9 protein-coding genes are annotated in these 17,541 nt (G+C 68.6%); 3 read left to right on the top strand and 6 right to left on the bottom strand.

The annotated features are described in order from the left end of the window. From AC1DTF_RS29540 to AC1DTF_RS29530, 3 genes are all read left to right on the top strand, one after another. Positions 1 to 2,861 (top strand): arabinosyltransferase domain-containing protein (locus tag AC1DTF_RS29540; RefSeq protein ID WP_477476618.1); only part of this gene is annotated, 2,861 nt, incomplete at its 5' end. A gap of 5 nt (positions 2,862 to 2,866) precedes the next feature. Further along, on the top strand, positions 2,867 to 6,103 hold the full coding sequence (locus tag AC1DTF_RS29535) for an arabinosyltransferase domain-containing protein (RefSeq protein WP_477476617.1): 3,237 nt from the start codon (positions 2,867 to 2,869) through the stop codon (positions 6,101 to 6,103). 2 nt (positions 6,104 to 6,105) lie between these two features. Beyond that, entirely contained in the window at positions 6,106 to 6,987 is an 882-nt protein-coding gene (locus AC1DTF_RS29530) for an MBL fold metallo-hydrolase (protein ID WP_477476616.1), read from the top strand. 12 nt (positions 6,988 to 6,999) lie between these two features. Here AC1DTF_RS29530 and AC1DTF_RS29525 read toward each other — a convergent pair whose 3' ends face one another. From AC1DTF_RS29525 to AC1DTF_RS29500, 6 genes are all read right to left on the bottom strand, one after another. Continuing rightward, the gene (locus AC1DTF_RS29525) at positions 7,000 to 7,416 is read right to left on the bottom strand and encodes an RDD family protein (protein WP_477476615.1); all 417 of its coding nucleotides are present in this window, start codon (positions 7,414 to 7,416) and stop codon (positions 7,000 to 7,002) included. Next, complete coding sequence (locus AC1DTF_RS29520) at positions 7,413 to 7,817, bottom strand: hypothetical protein (protein ID WP_477476614.1); 405 nt, start codon at positions 7,815 to 7,817, stop codon at positions 7,413 to 7,415. The genes AC1DTF_RS29525 and AC1DTF_RS29520 overlap by 4 nt, the downstream gene beginning before the upstream one ends. A gap of 91 nt (positions 7,818 to 7,908) precedes the next feature. Next, positions 7,909 to 9,483 carry an acyl-CoA carboxylase subunit beta gene (locus AC1DTF_RS29515; RefSeq protein WP_477476613.1) on the bottom strand — a complete coding sequence of 525 codons (1,575 nt, stop codon included), beginning with the start codon at positions 9,481 to 9,483 and terminating at the stop codon, positions 7,909 to 7,911. Beyond that, entirely contained in the window at positions 9,480 to 14,771 is a 5,292-nt protein-coding gene (pks13, locus tag AC1DTF_RS29510; RefSeq protein WP_477476612.1) for a polyketide synthase Pks13, read from the bottom strand. The genes AC1DTF_RS29515 and pks13 overlap by 4 nt, the downstream gene beginning before the upstream one ends. Before the next feature lie 61 nt (positions 14,772 to 14,832). Then, complete coding sequence (gene fadD32 / locus AC1DTF_RS29505; protein WP_057171155.1) at positions 14,833 to 16,722, bottom strand: long-chain-fatty-acid--AMP ligase FadD32; 1,890 nt, start codon at positions 16,720 to 16,722, stop codon at positions 14,833 to 14,835. Between the two features lie 228 nt (positions 16,723 to 16,950). Then, positions 16,951 to 17,541, bottom strand: a 591-nt coding sequence (locus tag AC1DTF_RS29500; protein ID WP_477476611.1) for a cutinase family protein, incomplete at its 5' end; no start/stop codon positions are given.

Here is a 17,541-nt window from a genome sequence, read left to right as displayed (position 1 = left end):
GCAGTGAGCTGCGCATCTGGGCGAACGTCGGCGCGGTCGGCGCCGATTTCGTCGGCATCCCCGGCGCCACCGGCACTCTCGGCCTCGACAAGCGCCCGCAGGTGGCGGGCATCTTCACCGACCTGCGCGTCGGACCGGATGCCGGCCTGCACGCGCACGTCGACATCGACACCCGCTTCATCACCTCGCCGACCGCACTGAAGACCGTGGTGATGGTGCTCGGCGTGGCCGCCGTGCTGGCGTCCATCGTCGCGCTGGCGCTGCTGGACCGCACCGCCGGTCGGCGCCCCGCGCCGGGCCGCCGGCGCCGCACCGGACTGTCGGTCTGGCTGGCCGACGCCGGGGTGGTGGGCGGACTGCTGGTGTGGCACATCGTCGGACCGCCGACCTCCGATGACGGTTACAACCTGACCATGGCCAGGGTGTCCGGGGACGCCGGGTACATCGCCAACTACTACCGCTATTTCGGCGCCTCGGAAGCCCCGTTCGACTGGTATCAGAGCGTGCTCGCGCACCTGGCCTCGATCAGCACCGCCGGGGTCTGGATGCGGCTGCCCGCCACCGCCGCCGCGATCGGCACCTGGCTGCTGCTGAGCCACGTGGTGCTGCCCCGGCTCGGCAACCGGCTGGCCCGCAACCGGGCCGCCGTGTGGACGGCGGGCGCGGTGTTCCTGGCCGCCTGGCTGCCGTTCAACAACGGTCTGCGCCCGGAACCGCTCATCGCGTTCGGCGTGGTGCTCAGCTGGGTGCTCGTGGAACAGACGGTGGGCCGGCGCAGGCTGTGGCCGACCGCGGCAGCGATCGTCGTCGCCGTGTTCTGCCTGACGCTGGCACCACAGGGCCTGATCGCCCTGGCGCCGCTGCTCGTCGGCGCCCGAAAGATCACCCAGGTCATCGCCGAGCGCCGCCCCGCACTGGGCCTGGCCGCCCAGCTGGCACCGCTGGCCGCGGCCGCCTCGCTGATCTTCGTCATCGTGTTCCGCGACCAGACGCTGGCCACCGTCGCCGAGTCCGCGCGCATCAAGTACGTGGTGGGCCCGACGATCCCCTGGTACCAGGAGTTCCTGCGCTACTACTTCCTGACCGTCGAGGACAGCGTCGACGGTTCACTGACCCGCCGTTTCGCGGTGCTGATCCTGCTGCTGTGCCTGTTCGGTCTGCTGATGGTGCTGCTGCGCCGCGGCACCGTGCCCGGCACGGTGAACGGGCCGGTGTGGCGGCTGATCGGCACCACCGGTATCGGGCTGCTGCTGCTGACGTTCACCCCGACGAAGTGGGCCATCCAGTTCGGTGCGTTCGCCGGCCTGGCCGGTGCACTCGGCGGCGTGACCGCGTTCGCGCTGGCCCGGGTCGGGCTGCACAGCCGGCGCAACCTCGCGCTGTACGTGACCGCGCTGCTGTTCGTGCTGGCATGGGCCACCTCCGGTCTCAACGGCTTCTTCTACACCGGCAACTACGGGGTGCCGTGGTTCGACAAGCAGCCCGTCATCGTCGGCTTCCCGGTCACCACGATCTTCCTGGTGCTGGCGATCGCCGGTGGTCTGCTGACCGCCTGGCTGCATTTCCGCATCGACTACGCCGGGCACACCGAGGTCGCCGACACCGGCCGCAACCGGGCGCTGGCGTCCACCCCGCTGCTGGTCGTCGCGGTCATCATGGTCGTCCTGGAACTGGGCTCGATGCTCAAGGCCACCGCGGCGCGCTACCCCGTCTACACCACCGGTTCGGCCAACCTTGCCGCCCTGCGTTCGGGGCTGTCCGCAGACAGCTGCGCCATGGCCGACGCGGTGCTGGTCGAGGCCGACACCAATGCCGGACTGCTGCAACCGGTTCCGGGCCAGCGCTTCGGCGAGTACGGCCCGCTCGGCGGCGACAAGCCCATCGGGTTCACGCCCAACGGCGTCAGCGACACCCTGGAGCCCCCCGAACCGGTGGCCGCCAACCCCGGCACCCCGAACTCGGACGGGCCGGTCGACAAGCCGAATGTCGGTGTCGGCTACGCGGCAGGTACCGGCGGCGGCTACGGCCCCGAGGGCGTCAACGGATCCCGGGTGTACCTACCGTTCGGACTCGACCCGGACACCACTCCGGTGATGGGCAGCTTCGACGAGAACACCCTTGCCGCCAAGGCCACCTCGGCCTGGTACCAGCTGCCGCCCCGCAGCCCGGACCGTCCACTGGTGACCGTCGCCGCGGTGGGCGCGATCTGGTTCTACGAGGAGGACGGTTCCTTCAACTACGGCCAGTCACTGAAATTGCAGTGGGGTGTGCACCGGCCCGACGGCAGCTATCAGGCGCTGTCGGAGGTCCAGCCGATCGACACCTTCTATCAGAAGGCCTGGCGCAACCTGCGTTTCCCGCTCGCCTCGGCTCCGCCGGAGGCCAATGTGGCCCGCATCGTCGCCGATGACCCGAACCTGTCCGAGGATCAGTGGTTCGGGTTCACCCCGCCGCGGGTGCCGGTCCTGCAGACGGCCCAGCAGTACCTCGGTACGCAGACGCCGGTGCTGATGGACATCGCCACCGCGTCCAACTTCCCCTGCCAGCGGCCGTTCGCCGAACACCTCGGCGTCGCCGAACTGCCGGAATACCGGATCATTCCGAACTTCAAGCAGATGGTGGCGTCCTCGAACCAGTGGCAGTCCGCCGATGACGGTGGACCGTTCCTGTTCATCCAGGCGCTGCTGCGCACCTCGACGATCCCCACCTATCTGCGTGACGACTGGTACCGCGACTGGGGTTCGATCGAGCGCTATATCCGGGTGGTGCCGCGCGATGTCGCGCCCGACGCCGTCATCGAAGAAGGGACTGCGAACGTGTTCGGCTGGAGTCGCGGCGGACCGATCAGGGCCCTGCCGTGAACGACATGAACGGGAGCGGACAAGCCGGAGCCGTGAGTGAACCTGTGAACGAACCGAAGGCCCGCGACGATGTGAAGATCGCCCGCTGGGTCGCCACGATCGCCGGCCTGCTGGGGTTCGTGATGGCGGTCGCGGTGCCGCTGCTGCCGGTCACCCAGACCACCGCCACCCTGAATTGGCCGCAGGCGGGCCAGCTCTCGAACGTCACCGCCCCCCTGATCTCCCAGGCGCCGGTGACGCTGACCGCCACCGTGCCGTGCTCGGTGATTCGGGACATGCCCGCCGAGGGCGGTCTGGTGCTGGGCACCGCGCCCGCCGAGGGCCGCGACGCGGCGCTGAACGCGATGCTGGTCAACGTCACCGAACCGAGCGCGGGCAGCCCGGGCCGGGTGGACGTCATCGTGCGCAACGTGGTGGTGGCCAGCGTCGAACGCGACCGTGCCGCAGACTGTTCCGACATCAAGATCACCTCCAACCATGACGGCACCTACGCCGAGTTCGTCGGGCTGACGCAGGAGGACGGCACCCCGCAGCGCACCGGCTACCCCGACCCAAACCTGCGCCCGGCCGTCGTCGGCGTGTTCACCGACCTGACCGGACCTGCCCCGCAAGGGCTGTCGCTGTCGGCCGATATCGACACCCGATTCACCACGCATCCGACGCCGCTGAAACTCGCCGCGATCGTGCTGGCGATCCTCTCGACGATCATCGCGGTGCTGGCGCTGTGGCGCCTGGACCGCGTCGACGGCCGGCGCATGCACCGGCTGATCCCCACCCGGTGGAAGACGGCGTCGCCGGTCGACGGTGTGGTGGTGGGCGCGTTCGCGCTCTGGTACGTCATCGGCACCAACTCCTCGGATGACGGCTACATCCTGCAGATGGCCCGGGTCGCCGATCACGGCGGCTACATGTCCAACTACTTCCGCTGGTTCGGCAGCCCCGAGGACCCGTTCGGCTGGTACTACAACGTGCTGGCCCTGATGACCCGGGTGAGCGACGCCAGCATCTGGATCCGGTTGCCCGACTTGATCTGTGCACTGGTGTGCTGGCTGCTGCTGTCCCGCGAGGTGCTGCCCCGACTCGGCCCCGCCGTGGTCGCCAGCCGCCCGGCGCTGTGGGCGGCGGGTCTGGTGCTGCTGGGTGCCTGGATGCCGTTCAACAACGGCCTGCGTCCCGAAGGCCAGATCGCCACCGGCGCGCTCATCACCTATGTGCTGATCGAGCGTGCGGTCACCTCCGGGCGGCTGACGCCGGCCGCGCTGGCCATCCTCTCGGCCGCCTTCACCCTCGGCATCCAGCCGACCGGTCTGATCGCGGTGGCCGCGCTCGTTGCCGGTGGCCGTCCCATCCTGCGCATCCTGATGCGTCGCCGCGCCGTGGTGGGGACCTGGCCGCTGCTGGCACCGCTGTTGGCGGTCGGCACCGTGATCCTGGCGGTCGTGTTCGCCGACCAGACCTTGGCCACGGTGCTGGAGGCCACCCGGGTCCGCACCGCGATCGGGCCCAGCCAGCAGTGGTACACCGAGAATCTGCGGTACTACTACCTGGTCCTGCCGACCGTCGACGGCGCCATCTCACGCCGGTTCGCGTTCCTGTTCAGCGCGATGTGCCTGTTCCCGGCGCTGTTCATGATGTTGCGCCGCAAGCGGATCGCCGGCATCGCGCGCGGTCCGGCCTGGCGCTTGATGGGCATCATCTTCGCCACCATCTTCTTCCTGATGTTCACCCCCACCAAGTGGATTCACCACTTCGGCCTGTTCGCCGCGGTGGCGGGCGCGATGGCCGCCCTGGCCACGGTGATGGTGTCCCCGGTAGTGCTGCGGTCGGCACGTAACCGGATGGCGTTCCTGTCACTCGTGTTCTTCGTCGTGGCGCTGTGCTTCGCCTCGGTCAACGGGTGGTGGTACGTCTCCAACTTCGGTGTCCCCTTCAACACGGCGGTCCCGGCGATCGGCGGGGTGACCATCAGCACGATCTTCTTCGCGCTGTTCGTGATCGCGGCGCTGTGGGCGTTCTGGTTACACGTATCGGGGCGCGGGGACTCCCGTTTCGTCGACCGACTCACGGCCGCACCGATCCCGATCGCCGCCGGCTTCATGGTGGTGGTGTTCGTGGCGTCGATGGCCATCGGCGTGGTGCGCCAGTACCCGACCTACTCCAACGGCTGGGCCAACGTACGCGCCTTCGCCGGCGGCTGCGGCATGGCCGACGACGTCCTGGTCGAACCCGACTCCAACGCCGGGTTCCTGCGCGCGCTGCCCGGTGATTACGGCCCGCTGGGCCCGCTCGGCGGGGCCGGTGCGCCCGGCTTCTCCCCCGACGGGGTGCCCGACCGGATCGTCGCCGAGGCCATCCGGCTGAACAATCCGCAGCCCGGCACCGACTACGACTGGAACCGGTCGATCCGGCTGCCGCGGCCCGGCGTCAACGGCTCCCGGGTGCCGCTGCCCTACGGCCTGGACCCGGCGCGCGTACCGATCGCCGGCACGTATTCGACCGGGGCACAACGGGAGAGCAAACTCGCCTCGGCCTGGTATGAGTTGCCCGCCGCCGACGACGCGCACCCGCTGGTCACCATCACCGCGGCAGGCACGATCTCCGGCGTCAACGTCGCCAAGGGCGAAGTCTCCGGGCAGACCGTGGAATTGGAGTACGCGGTCGCCGGCCCGGACGGTGCCCCGGTACCCGCCGGTCGGGTCAGCCCCTATGACATCGGCCCGACGCCGTCGTGGCGCAACCTGCGCTACCCGCGCCGGCAGATCCCGGCCGATGCCATCGCGGTCCGGGTGATCGCCGAGGATCTGTCCCTGAGCCCGGGCGACTGGGTCGCGGTCACCCCGCCGCGGGTGCCCGAGGTGCGCTCGGTCCAGGAATACATCGGCTCCCAGCAGCCCGTGCTGCTGGACTGGGCGGTCGGCCTGGCCTTCCCGTGCCAGCGGCCGATGCTGCACGCCAACGGGGTGACCGAGGTCCCGAAGTTCCGCATCTCACCGGACTACTTCGCCAAGCTGCAGAGCACCGACACCTGGCAGAACGGCCTCGAGGGCGGCCTGCTGGGGATCACCGATCTGCTGCTGCGCGCGTCGGTGATGTCGACCTACCTGTCCAACGACTGGGGCCAGGACTGGGGTTCGCTGCGGCGCTTCGACACCATCGTCGACGCCGAACCCGCGGAGATCGAGTTGGGTAGTTCCACGCACTCCGGGCTGTACTCGCCCGGCGAGATCCGCATCGGCCCCTAGCCATGGCAGATCGGACCCGGCTCGGAAACGCCGTCCTGACAAGGGTGTTGGAGACGTCGTTCGAGCCGGGTGTCGACATGTTCGGCGACACCCCGGACGCGGCGTGGTCGGAGAACGCCGATCTGCTGGTGCCCACGTTCCTGAACCCGGACACCCGGCGGTGGCGGGTGGCGATCCAGACCTGGGTCATCGATGTCGACGGGCTGCGGGTGCTCGTCGACACCGGCGTCGGTAACGGCCGCCAGCGGCCGATCCCGGTGCTGAACAACCTGGACACCGGGTTTCTCGATGCGCTGACGGCCGCGGGTGTCACCCCGGACAGCGTCGACGTGGTGCTCAACACCCACCTGCACACCGATCACGTCGGATGGAACACCACCGCGTCCGACGACGGGTGGGTGCCGACCTTCCCGAATGCGCGTTACCTGTTGCCGGAGGCCGACTTCCGGCACTTCGGTCCCGACGGCGCCGGCTGCGATGACGCGGCGCGGGTGGTCTTCGACGACAGTGTGGCGCCGGTGTACGAGGCCGGTCAGGTCGAATTGTTCGGYGGGGAGCAACAATTGAGCGAATCGGTGTGGCTGCGGCCCGCCGCGGGCCACACCCCGGGATCATCGGTGCTGTGGCTGGACGCCGGCAGACCGGCGGTGTTCGTCGGGGATCTGACCCACTGCCCCATCCAGATTCCACGGCCCTCGGATCCGTGCGCCTTCGACGTCGATGCCGCGGCCGCCACGGCGACCCGTAAGCGGGTGTTCACCGAGGCCGCCCGCCGGCGCGCCGCCGTCATCCCCGCGCACTATCCGGGTCATGGCGGCGCCACCCTGGTCGCCCGCGGGGATGCGTTCCAGGTCGATGACTGGCTGGACCTACCCTCGAGCTGAGGGACGCCCGATCTAGACCTTGACGTAGACCACCCGGCTGCCCAGCACCACGTCCTGGATCGAACGGCGCCGCACGTCGATGACGACCCACAGCAGCCCCACCGGGAACAGCACGCAGGCCACCGCACGGATCAGCGCGATCAACGGCGACACCCGTCCACCGCGGCGGCCGGTCACCCGCAGCCCCATGGTGACGGCGCCGACGGTGCAACCCGAGACCGTCCAGCACGCGGCCAGATAGAACACCGCCACGCCGAACATCACCGCCGTGGAGAACACCGCGCTGACCGTCGGGAAGCTGAAGGAGGACGGGTTGAACATCAACCGCGCCAGGATGAGGCCGACGTAGAGCGCGCCCAGCACGATACCGACGAACAGCAGATCGATGACGGCGGCCACCCCACGACTGACCACCCCCGCCGGTCTCACCGCGGCTCCCTGCCCAGCAGGCGGTCGACGAAGCCGGACACCAGATCATCGGCGCGCTCGCTCTGGGTCCGCACATCGGACATCACCTCGGCGGTCACCGAATCGGTGGACTGCCTGATGATCGCGGGCAGGTCGATCCCGTCCACCACCTCGTTGGCCAGCCCGATGAGGTCGAGCCGTTGCCGCGCCAAGGTGTTCAGGTCGAGCTCGTCGAGGATCACCTCGATACCGGCGGCCAGCACCCGTTCGCCGCGGGCCTGTAGATCCAGCCGGCTGCGCCGCAGCCACGAGCCGACCACCGGCAGGCCCTCGGCACCCCGGTAGACCACCGCGGCACCCTCATACGCGGTGGCCACCGCGCCCAGCGCGACGGTCACCGCAGGGTGTACGGGGTCCGGCATCGTTGAATCGTAGTAGGCCACAGCGACCCGCCACCTCGTACTGCTCGATACCCGCGGCGGCTTCTCCGGGGATCACCGCCGGGGCGGACAGCTACAGCGGCGTCAGGCCGTGCTTGCGCAGCACCTTGCTGACGGGCTGCTTGTCGCGCAGCAGCCGCAGCGACTTACGGATCAGCAGCCGGGTCTGGTGCGGTTCGATGACGCCGTCGATGTAGCCGCGTTCGGCGGCGATCCACGGGGTCGCCAGGTTGGCGTTGTAGCCCTCGATGAAATCGGCCCGGATCTTCTGCACCTCGGGTGAGGTCGGATCGGGGAAGCGCTTCACCAGCAGCTGCGCGGCACCCTCGGCGCCGATCACGGCGATGCGCGCGGTGGGCCAGGCATAGTTCAGGTCCGCCGACAGCTGCTTGGAACCCATCACCGCGTACCCGCCGCCGTAGGCCTTGCGCACGACGATGGTCACCTTGGGCACATCGGCCTCGACGATCGCGTTGAAGAACCGGCCKCCGCGCTTGATGATGCCGCCCTTCTCCTCCTCGAGACCCGGCATGGCGCCGGGGGTGTCAACGACGAAAACCAGCGGCAGGTTGAACGAATCGCAGAACCGGATGAACCCGGCCGCCTTGTCGGACGCCTCGTTGCCCACCGCGCCGGACATGTGCATCGGCTGGTTGGCGATCACCCCGACGGGGCGGCCGTCGACGCGGGCGAACGCGGTGATCATCGACGGGCTGCGCTGTTCGGCGATCTCGAACACGTCGCCGTCATCGAAGATCCGGAGCAGGATCTCGTGCATGTCGTAGGCCTGGTTGTCCGAGTCCGGCACGATCGTGTCGAGTTCCAGATCAGACGGGGTGATCTCGGGCTCCAGGCCCGGGTTGACGATGGGCACATCGTCGAAGTGGTTGGACGGCAGGAAACTCAGGTAGTCCCGCACGTACTGGTAGGCGGCCGACTCCGACTCGACGACCTTGTGGATGTTGCCGCGCTGCGCCTGCACGTCGGCGCCACCGAGTTCGTCGAAGGTGACGTCCTCACCGGTGACGTCCTTGATGACATCCGGGCCGGTGATGAACATGTAGCCCTGATCGCGCACCGCGACAACGAGATCGGTCTGGATGGGCGAGTACACCGCGCCACCGGCGCACTTGCCGAAGATCAGCGAGATCTCCGGGACCAGGCCGCGCAGCATCTCGTGGCGGCGGCCGAGTTCGGCGTACCAGGCCAGCGAGGTGGCGGTGTCCTGGATGCGGGCGCCCGCCGAGTCATTGATGCCGATGATCGGGCAGCCGACCATGGCCACCCATTCCATGAGCTTGGCGACCTTGCGGCCGAACATCTCGCCGACCGAACCCTGGAACACGGTCTGGTCGTGGCTGAACACGCCGACGGGGCGGCCGTCGATGGTGCCGTGACCGGTCACCACACCGTCACCGAAGAACGCGTTCGGATCGCCGGGGGTCTTGGCCAGCGCGCCGATCTCCAGGAAGCTGCCCGGGTCCAGCAACTCATGGATGCGGGCGCGGGCACTGGGGATGCCCTTCTTGTCGCGCCGGGCCTTGGCCTTCTCGTCGCCGGGATCCTTTGCCAGTTCCAGCTTCTCGCGGAGCTCGGCGAGCTTCTCGGCTGTGGTGTGCAACTTGGGCTGCACCGGGGTTTCCGTCACTTGGAGTCCTTCTCAGCTTCGATGCGGTTGATGGCCTCGCTCATGTGAGCTCCGACCTTCGCGATATAGGGCTCGTCGATGGCCTGGATGTGCTCACCACCGATCGGCACCACTTCCAGCTCGGAAACGTAGTCGCCCCAGCCGCCGTCGGGCTTGCGGGTGGCGTACGCCGGCTCGAAGACGATGGCGTCATCGTGGTACCGGTCGGCCAGATACAGCGTGACAGGCCCGTCGTAGGGCTGGATTTCGATGGTGGACAGTGCGCGGTTGTCCAGATACGAGGTGCGCTGGTGCTCGATGATGCCGCCCGGGATCTGCACACCGCTCTGTGACACCAGGTCCAGGACGTACTTCACCTGGCCCTCGTCGTCGAGCTTCTCCAGGTCCTCATAGGGGATCTCGGGGATCTCCACGTTGAAGGTGCGTTGGGCGAACAGCGCGTACCGGTCCCAGCGGGCCCGCATGCCCTCCTTGGACTGGTCGATCGGCTCACCGGGCAGCGCGAGGTCGATGAGCCCGACGAACCGCACATCGGCACCGGCGCGCTTGAGCCCGATGGCGCAGGCGTAGGCCAGCGCACCGCCCAGGGACCAGCCGGCCAGCACGAACGGGCCGTCGTGCAGTTCCAGCAGCTTGGGCACGTACTCGGCGGCCCGCTCCTCGATGGATCCCTCGACCCGCTCGATGCCGTACACCGGGACCTCTGCGGGCAACCGGTTGATCAGCGGCTCGTAGACCACGGTGGACCCGCCGGCCGGGTGGAACACGAACAGCGGCAAGGCGTTCGAGCCCTCGGGGGCCGCACGCAGGGTGCGCACGAATCCGTCGACCACGCCGTCTTCGAGCTGGTTGCGGACGTGGGTGGCCAGTTCCTCGATGGTCCTGGCCGAGGTCACGTTCTCGACGGTGATGGTGCCCTCGGCACGTTCGGACAGCCGGTCGGCCAGCTTGGTGGCGGCCGCCGCATCGATCGTGGGCAGCTCGTTGAAGATGCCGCCGGGCGACTTGCCGGTCACGATCGCCCAGGTGGCGAAGGTGACGCGCTCGGCCGCGTCGCGTGGGGGGACGTCGGCGCCCAGCGCCTCGGTGACCGCCTCCTGGGTGAGCACCTTCGCCGCGGCCGCAGCCGCGGTCGCGCTCGGCTTCGCGGGAGCACCCTGCGCCGGTCCGCTCGGATCCGTTGGTGGCGGCGGGATCTCGATACCCACCTCGGCAAGCGATTCGACGGTGTCGTCGGTCTGCTCCGCTGCGATCGGATGCCCTACCTCGGCCAGCTTGGCCTCCAACTCGGCGACCGTGGTCGCCCCGCCCATGAGCTCGGCCTGCGCGGCGGCGATCTCCTCGGCGCTCTGCCCCTTCTGCGCCTCGGCCAGTTCGCCGACCTCGTCGCGGTGCTCGATGGCGTACTGGATCAGCTTCTCCACCGCGTACAGGTTGGCATCGCGCACCGCGGTCAGCTGGATCGGTGGCAGGTCGAAGTCGTACTCGACGCGGTTCTTGATACGCACGGCCATCAGGGAATCCAGGCCGAGTTCGATCAGCGGCACCTCCCAGGGCAGGTCCTCGGGCTCATAGCCCATGGCGCTGCCGACGATGGTTCCCAGCCGATCGGCGACCGTCTCGCCGGTGTCCGCGGACCATTTGGCGAAGTTCGCCCCGATGTTGGCACCGGCGGTGAGGTTGTCGGCCTCGAACGCCGGGGCGGACTCCTCGACAACGGCTGGTGCGGCGGCGATCTCGGCGACGGTGCCCGCGCCGACGGCGATCGGCAGCACGGCCTGCTGGCCGCCGCGGCTGACGATGGCGTCGTAGACGAGCGTGAAGGATTCGTCGATGCGGGCGTGCACCTGCACCGTCGCCCCACCGGGGTGCCGGGTGAGCGTGGTGACCAGGCGGGCATTGTCGGCCGGGACCGCACGCTGCTCGAACGCGGTCAGCTGGGCGTCGGGAAGCACCTGCACGGCAGCGGCTTTCACCAACGCCGACAGGTCGGCCGCACCGTCTGGTGCGTACTCCCAGACGTGGCGACCATCCGGGGTGGCCACGTGGGTGCCGGGCATGAGGACCGAGCTGTCGCCGGTGAACCGGGCGTCCAGCCAGTGCTGCTTGCGGCGGAAGCGGGTGAGCGGGATGTCGGCGTAGTCCAGGGCGCCGGCCAGGCCGCGGGACCGCCGCGGGAACAGCGAGCGCGGGTCCAGATCGTGGCCGTGCACGAACAGGGTGGCCATCGCCACCGTCATCGAGTCGACCTCGTCCTGCTTGCGGGCCAGGGTGGCGATCAGCTGGGCGTCGTGCAGACCTGCCGACGCGGTGGTCAGCCCGACCTGCATGAGCGCCACCGGGTTCGGCGCCAGCTCCAGGAAGGTGGTGTGCCCGTTGTCCACGGCGTTGCGGATGCCGTGGGTGAAGTAGACGCTGTGCCGCAGCCCCTTCTTCCAGTAGTCCACATCGTGGATGGGGTCCGCGCCGACGCGGATCAGCTGGCCCTCGTGCACCGTCGAGTAGTACGGGACCTTCGTCGGGCGTGCGTCGATGCCCTGGATCTCGGCGGCGAGTTCACCGAGCAGCGGATCCATCTGCTGGGTGTGGCTGGCGCCCTTGGTCTGGAACTTGCGGGCGAACTTGCCCTCGGACTCGGCGCGGGCGATGATCGCGTCGACCTGCTCGGGCGGGCCGCCGATGACGGTCTGGGTCGGTGCGGCGTAGACGCACACCTCCAGATCCGGGAAGTCGGAGAACACCGTCTTGATCTCGTCGGTCGAGTACTCGACCAGGGCCATCAGCCGGATGTACTCGCCGAACAGCATCGCCTCACCCTCACCCATCAGGTGGGCGCGCGAGCAGATGGTGCGGGTGGCGTCCTCCAGCGACAGACCGCCGGAGAAGTACGCGGCGGCGGCCTCGCCGAGCGACTGTCCCACCAGCGCACCGGGTTTGGCGCCGTGCGCCTTGAGCACCTCACCGAGGGCGACCTGGATGGCGAAGATGACGGTCTGAGTGGTCTCGATGCCGTAGTCCTGGGAGTCGTCCAGGATGAGTTCGACGACGGAATAGCCGCGCTCGTCCTGCACGTGGGCGTCGACCTTGTTGATCCACTCGGCGAAGATCTCGTTGCGCAGGTACAGGCTCTTGCCCATCTTGCGGTGCTGGGCACCGAAACCGGCGAGCACCCACACGGGTCCGTTGGTGACCGGACCGTCGGCGGCCAGCACCAACGGGCTGGGCTTGCCGTCGGCGAGCGCACGCAGGCCCTTGACGGCCTCATCGTGGTCGTGGGCCAGCACCACGGCGCGGGAACGGCCGTGGTTGCGCCGCGACAGCGACCGGCCGATGGACTCCAGTGACGAGGCGCGCCCGGCCTCGCTGTCGATCCAGTCCGCGAGTTCTGCGGCGGCGGTGCGCTTGCGGGAGGTCAGGAACCCGGACAGGAACAGCGGCACCACCGGTGCCGGTTGCTCCTGGGACTCGAGCTCCTCGCGGGCCACCTCGAGCAGTCGCTTGGCCTCGTCGGTCAGCCCGGGCAGTTCGTAGTTGCCCTCGTCGTAGCTGGGGTACTCGGGCTCGTCGGTGACGAACTCGCCGTACTCGTCCATCCGCACGCCGCCGACGGACACCGCTTCCTGCGCCGGCTTCTCTTCGGCGACAGGAGCTTCGGGTTCCGGCTCGACCAGGTCGGCGGCCAGCACCTCACGCAGCACCAGGTGGGCGTTGGCCCCGCCGAAACCGAAGCCCGAGACACCGGCGATGGCGTGCCCGCTGTAGCGGGGCCAGTCGCTGACGGTGTCGTTGACCTTCAGATGTTCCTTGTCGAAATCGATGTATGGGTTGGGCCCGGCGTAGTTGATCGACGGCGGCAGCTTGTCGTGCTGCAGCGACAGCGCCATCTTTGCAAGGCTGGCCGCGCCGGCCGCTGATTCCAGGTGTCCCACATTGGATTTCACCGCGCCCAGCAGCGCAGGCTTGTCATCGGCGCGGCCCAGGCCGATCACCCGGCCGAGCGCGTCGGCCTCGATCGGGTCACCCAGGATGGTGCCGGTGCCGTGCGCCTCGACGTAGTCGACATCGCGCGGGTTGATCCCGGCGTCCTTGTAGGCCTTGCGCAGCACCGCGGCCTGGGCGTCCGGGTTCGGCGCCAGCATGCCGTTGGAGCGCCCGTCGTGGTTGACCGCGCTGCCGGCGATGACGGCGATGATCTCGTCACCGTCGCGCCTGGCGTCGGCGACCCGCTTGAGCACCAGCATGCCGCCGCCCTCGGACCGGGCGTAGCCGTTGGCATCCGAGGAGAACGACTTGCACCGGCCGTCCGGGGCGAGCACGCCACCGACCTCGTCGAAGCCGATGGTGACGATCGGGGTCACCATGGCGTTCACGCCGCCGACGATCGCTACGTCGATCTCACCGGAGCGCAGCGCACGCACACCCTGGTGGGTGGCGACCAGCGAGCTGGAGCAGGCGGTGTCGATGGATTCGGACGGTCCGCGAAAGTCGTAGAAGTAGGACACCCGGTTGGCGATGATGGAGCTGGTGGTGCCGGTGATGGCGTACGGGTGCGCGGTGGTGGGATCCGCCACGGCCAGGAACATGTAGTCGTTGTTCGAACTGCCCACGTACACACCGACATCGCCGCCACGCAGGCTGGAGGCCGGGATGCGGGCGTGCTCGAGGGCTTCCCAGGTCAGCTCCAGCGCCATCCGCTGCTGCGGGTCGAGGTTGTCGGCCTCCATCTTCGACAGTGCGAAGAACTCGGAGTCGAAACCCTTGATATCGGAGAGGTAGCCGCCGCGGGTGTGCGCCTTGGCGACCCGCTCGGCGATGCGGGGCTCGCCCAGGAATTCCGACCAGCGGCCCTCGGGCAGATCCGAGCTGGCGTCGCGGCCCTCGAGCAGGGCGGCCCACATCTCGTCGGCGCTGTTCATATCGCCGGGGAACCGGGTGGCCAGACCGACGATCGCGATGTCGTCGACGCCGGGCGCGCGGGTCCAGTCCTCGTCGGCGTCGAGCACGGGTTCGGGCTCGCCCTCGACGATGACGGTGGCCAGCGACTCGATGGTCGGGTTGCGGAACACCACGGTCGCGGTCAGGGTGACGCCGGTCAGATCCTCGATATCGCTGGCCATGGCCACCGCGTCCCGCGAGGACAGCCCCAGCTCGACCACCGGCGCCGACTCGTTGATGGTGTCGGCCGACTGGCCGGTCGCGTTGGCGATCCAGTTGCGCAGCCATTCGCGCATCTCGTTGACGGTGATGTCGCCCCGTACGGCTGGTGAATTATCTTGTGCTTCAGTCATTTCCACTGTTCACTTTCGCCGCCGTGCGGCCTTGGTAACGCGGCCGGAAACTCAGTCGGTCTCAGTCGGTCTCATCGGGGAAGTCGTTGGCGATCTTGCCGCTGCGCAAGCTGCCGTCCAGGTAGCCGGCACGGCAGGCGCGACGGCCGATCTTGCCGCTGGAGGTACGCGGGATGGCGCCCGCCGAGGTGAGCAGCACGTCGCGGACGGTGACACCGTGGCGCACCGCGATGGCGGCCCGGATGTCGTCGATGATCGGGGCGAGCTCCAGCTTGTGCGAACCGGCCGCCCGCTCGGCGACGATCACCAGCTGCTCGGAGGTGTCCTCGGCGTCGAACTTCAGCCCGGCGTGCGAGTCGTCGAACACTTCCTTGGGCAGCTGGTTGGCCGGGACCGAGAAGGCCGCGACGAACCCGGTGCGCAGCGCCTTGGAGGATTCCTGTGCGGAGTACTCCAGGTCCTGCGGGTAATGGTTGCGGCCGTCGATGATCACCAGGTCCTTGACGCGGCCGGTGATGTAGAGGTCGCCGTCGTGGAACGCGCCGTAGTCACCGGTGCGCACCCAGGTCGCGTCATCGGCCGCGCCCTCGGCATGCGACTCGCTGATCCGCGACTTGAGGATGTTGTGGAAGGTCTCGCGGCTCTCCTGGTCCTTGCCCCAGTATCCGGTGCCCATGTTCTGGCCGCTGATCCAGATCTCACCGATCTGACCGTCGGGCAGTTCGGTGGCGGCTTCGGCGTCCACGATCACGGCCCATTCCGAGACGCCGACCTTGCCGGCGGAGGCCTGCGCGACGGCGGACTCCGAGTCGGCGTCCACCTCGACGATGCGGCCGGTGTTCAGCGCGTCCCGGTCGACGTAGATGATCTTGGGCTCTTCCGATGCCGGGGTCGTCGACACGAACAGTGTCGCCTCGGCCAGTCCATAGGACGGCTTGATCGCCTTGGGCTGGAACCCGTAGGGCCCGAATGCCTCGTTGAAGCGGCGCACCGTGGCCGCCGAGATGGGCTCGCTGCCGTTGAGGACGGCCTTGACGTTGGACAGGTCCAGTGGCGGCTCGCCGTCCTTGGGCAGACCGCGCGCCGCGGCGTGATCGAAGGCGAAGTTCGGGGCCACCGAGATGACACCGCCGGTGTCATCGGGCTTGCGGGCCATCTCCCGGATCCAGCGGCTGGGCCGGCGCACGAACGCGGCCGGGGTCATGAAGGTGAAGTTGTGCCCGATCATCGGCGACAACAGCGCGGTGATCAGACCCATGTCATGGAAGAAGGGCAGCCAGGACAGGCCGCGGTCGCCCTCCTCGGCTTCCAGCGCCTCGATGATCTGGACGATGTTGGTGGCCAGATTGAGGTGGGTGATCTGCACACCGGTCGGGATGCGCGTCGAGCCCGAGGTGTACTGCAGGTAGGCGACCGTGTCGATGGTGACATCGAGCGGTTCCCAGGTGCTGGCGACCTCGGCGGGGACGGCGTCCACGGCGATGACGCGCGGGCGCTGGTTGGCCGGACGGCTGCGGAAGAACTTGCGCACGCCTTCGGCGGCTGCGGTGGTGGTCAGGATGGCAGAGGGCTGGCAGTTGTCCAGCACGGCGTGCAGACGACCGACGTGGCCCGGCTCGGACGGGTCGAACAGCGGCACCGCGATGCGACCGGCGTAGATGGCGCCGTACATGGCGACCAGGTAGTCCAGGTTCTGCGGACAGAGGATGGCGACGCGGTCGCCGACCTCGGTGACCTGCTGCAGGCGCGCCGCGACGGCGCGGTTGCGGGCGCTGAACTGGGCCCAGGTCATATCGCACTCGACACCGTCACGCTCGGTGGAGTAGTCCAGGAAACGATAGGCGAGCTTGTCGCCGCGGACCTTCGCCCAGCGCTCGACGTGGGAGACGATGCTGGCGCTGTCGGGGAACTTGATCTGACCGTTCTTGATGAACGGGTTATGGAACGGCATCAAATACTCCTGTCACAGCACACTCATCGCACGGTCGGCGCGAGCCTCCGGAATCGTACCGGGGCGGCGGATTCTGGCCGATGGACGAACCACTGACCGACCACTCACTACTCTTAGTTTTCTCTTAATGTTAGGTGACCGATTCCCGCAGGCCAAATCTGGTTACCGGCGAGTCGCTTTTCCCGGGACGAGCCAGGGCGAGCGCAGCGACGGGAGGACGAACAAGCTCTACTCGTGCTTGGGGTGCGGCGCGTTCTCGATCAGCCCGCGGGCCCAGTCCAGGGTCCACTGCGGTGCCGCCTTGCCGTCCAGCGTCCAGAACTGCGGGGTGTTGTACAGCGCATGCACCGGACCTTTGGTGCTGCCCAGCAGGGTTTCCAGGGTGGCGGGCAGGTTCCCGACCGAGAATGCCGACTCGGGGGCCGCGCAGATCAGATCGCCGGAACCGCAGATCTGATAGGTGCGGTCATCGAGCGCGCCGAATCCGCCGTCGCGAGGACCTGTCATCGACAGTCCCAGCGCGGAGAGCATCGGCAGCTCGTGCAGGGTGATTTCGGCACCCTGCCCGGGCGGGTTGGGGCTCAGGTTCTGGCCGACGCCGTCCTGCCTGCGGCCGTCGGCGATCAACATGGCGCCGAGCACCAGATCCTGATCCACCGGTCCGCGGCCGTTGCCGATATCGCTGGCGATGTCACCGGCGATCACCGCGCCCTGCGAGAAACCCACCAGCACATAGCTTGTCAGCGGGCACCGGTTGTTCATATCGGTCATCGCGCGCACCGTCGCGTTGAAGCCCTCGGTGCGGCTGTCGTTGTAGGA

This window comes from Mycobacterium sp. P4_H6 (genome assembly GCF_056400845.1).
Note: the sequence above shows the minus strand (reverse complement) of the source record. Positions and strands in the feature narration are given on the sequence as shown.

Bases quoted from the DNA above. Each gene is read 5' to 3' on its own strand.
- AC1DTF_RS29535 (WP_477476617.1), top strand. From the start codon at position 2,867: ATGAACGGGAGCGGACAAGCCGGAGCCGTGAGTGAACCTGTGAACGAA.
- AC1DTF_RS29520 (WP_477476614.1), bottom strand. From the start codon at position 7,817: ATGCCGGACCCCGTACACCCTGCGGTGACCGTCGCGCTGGGCGCGGTG.
- pks13 (WP_477476612.1), bottom strand. From the start codon at position 14,771: ATGACTGAAGCACAAGATAATTCACCAGCCGTACGGGGCGACATCACC.
- fadD32 (WP_057171155.1), bottom strand. From the start codon at position 16,722: ATGCCGTTCCATAACCCGTTCATCAAGAACGGTCAGATCAAGTTCCCC.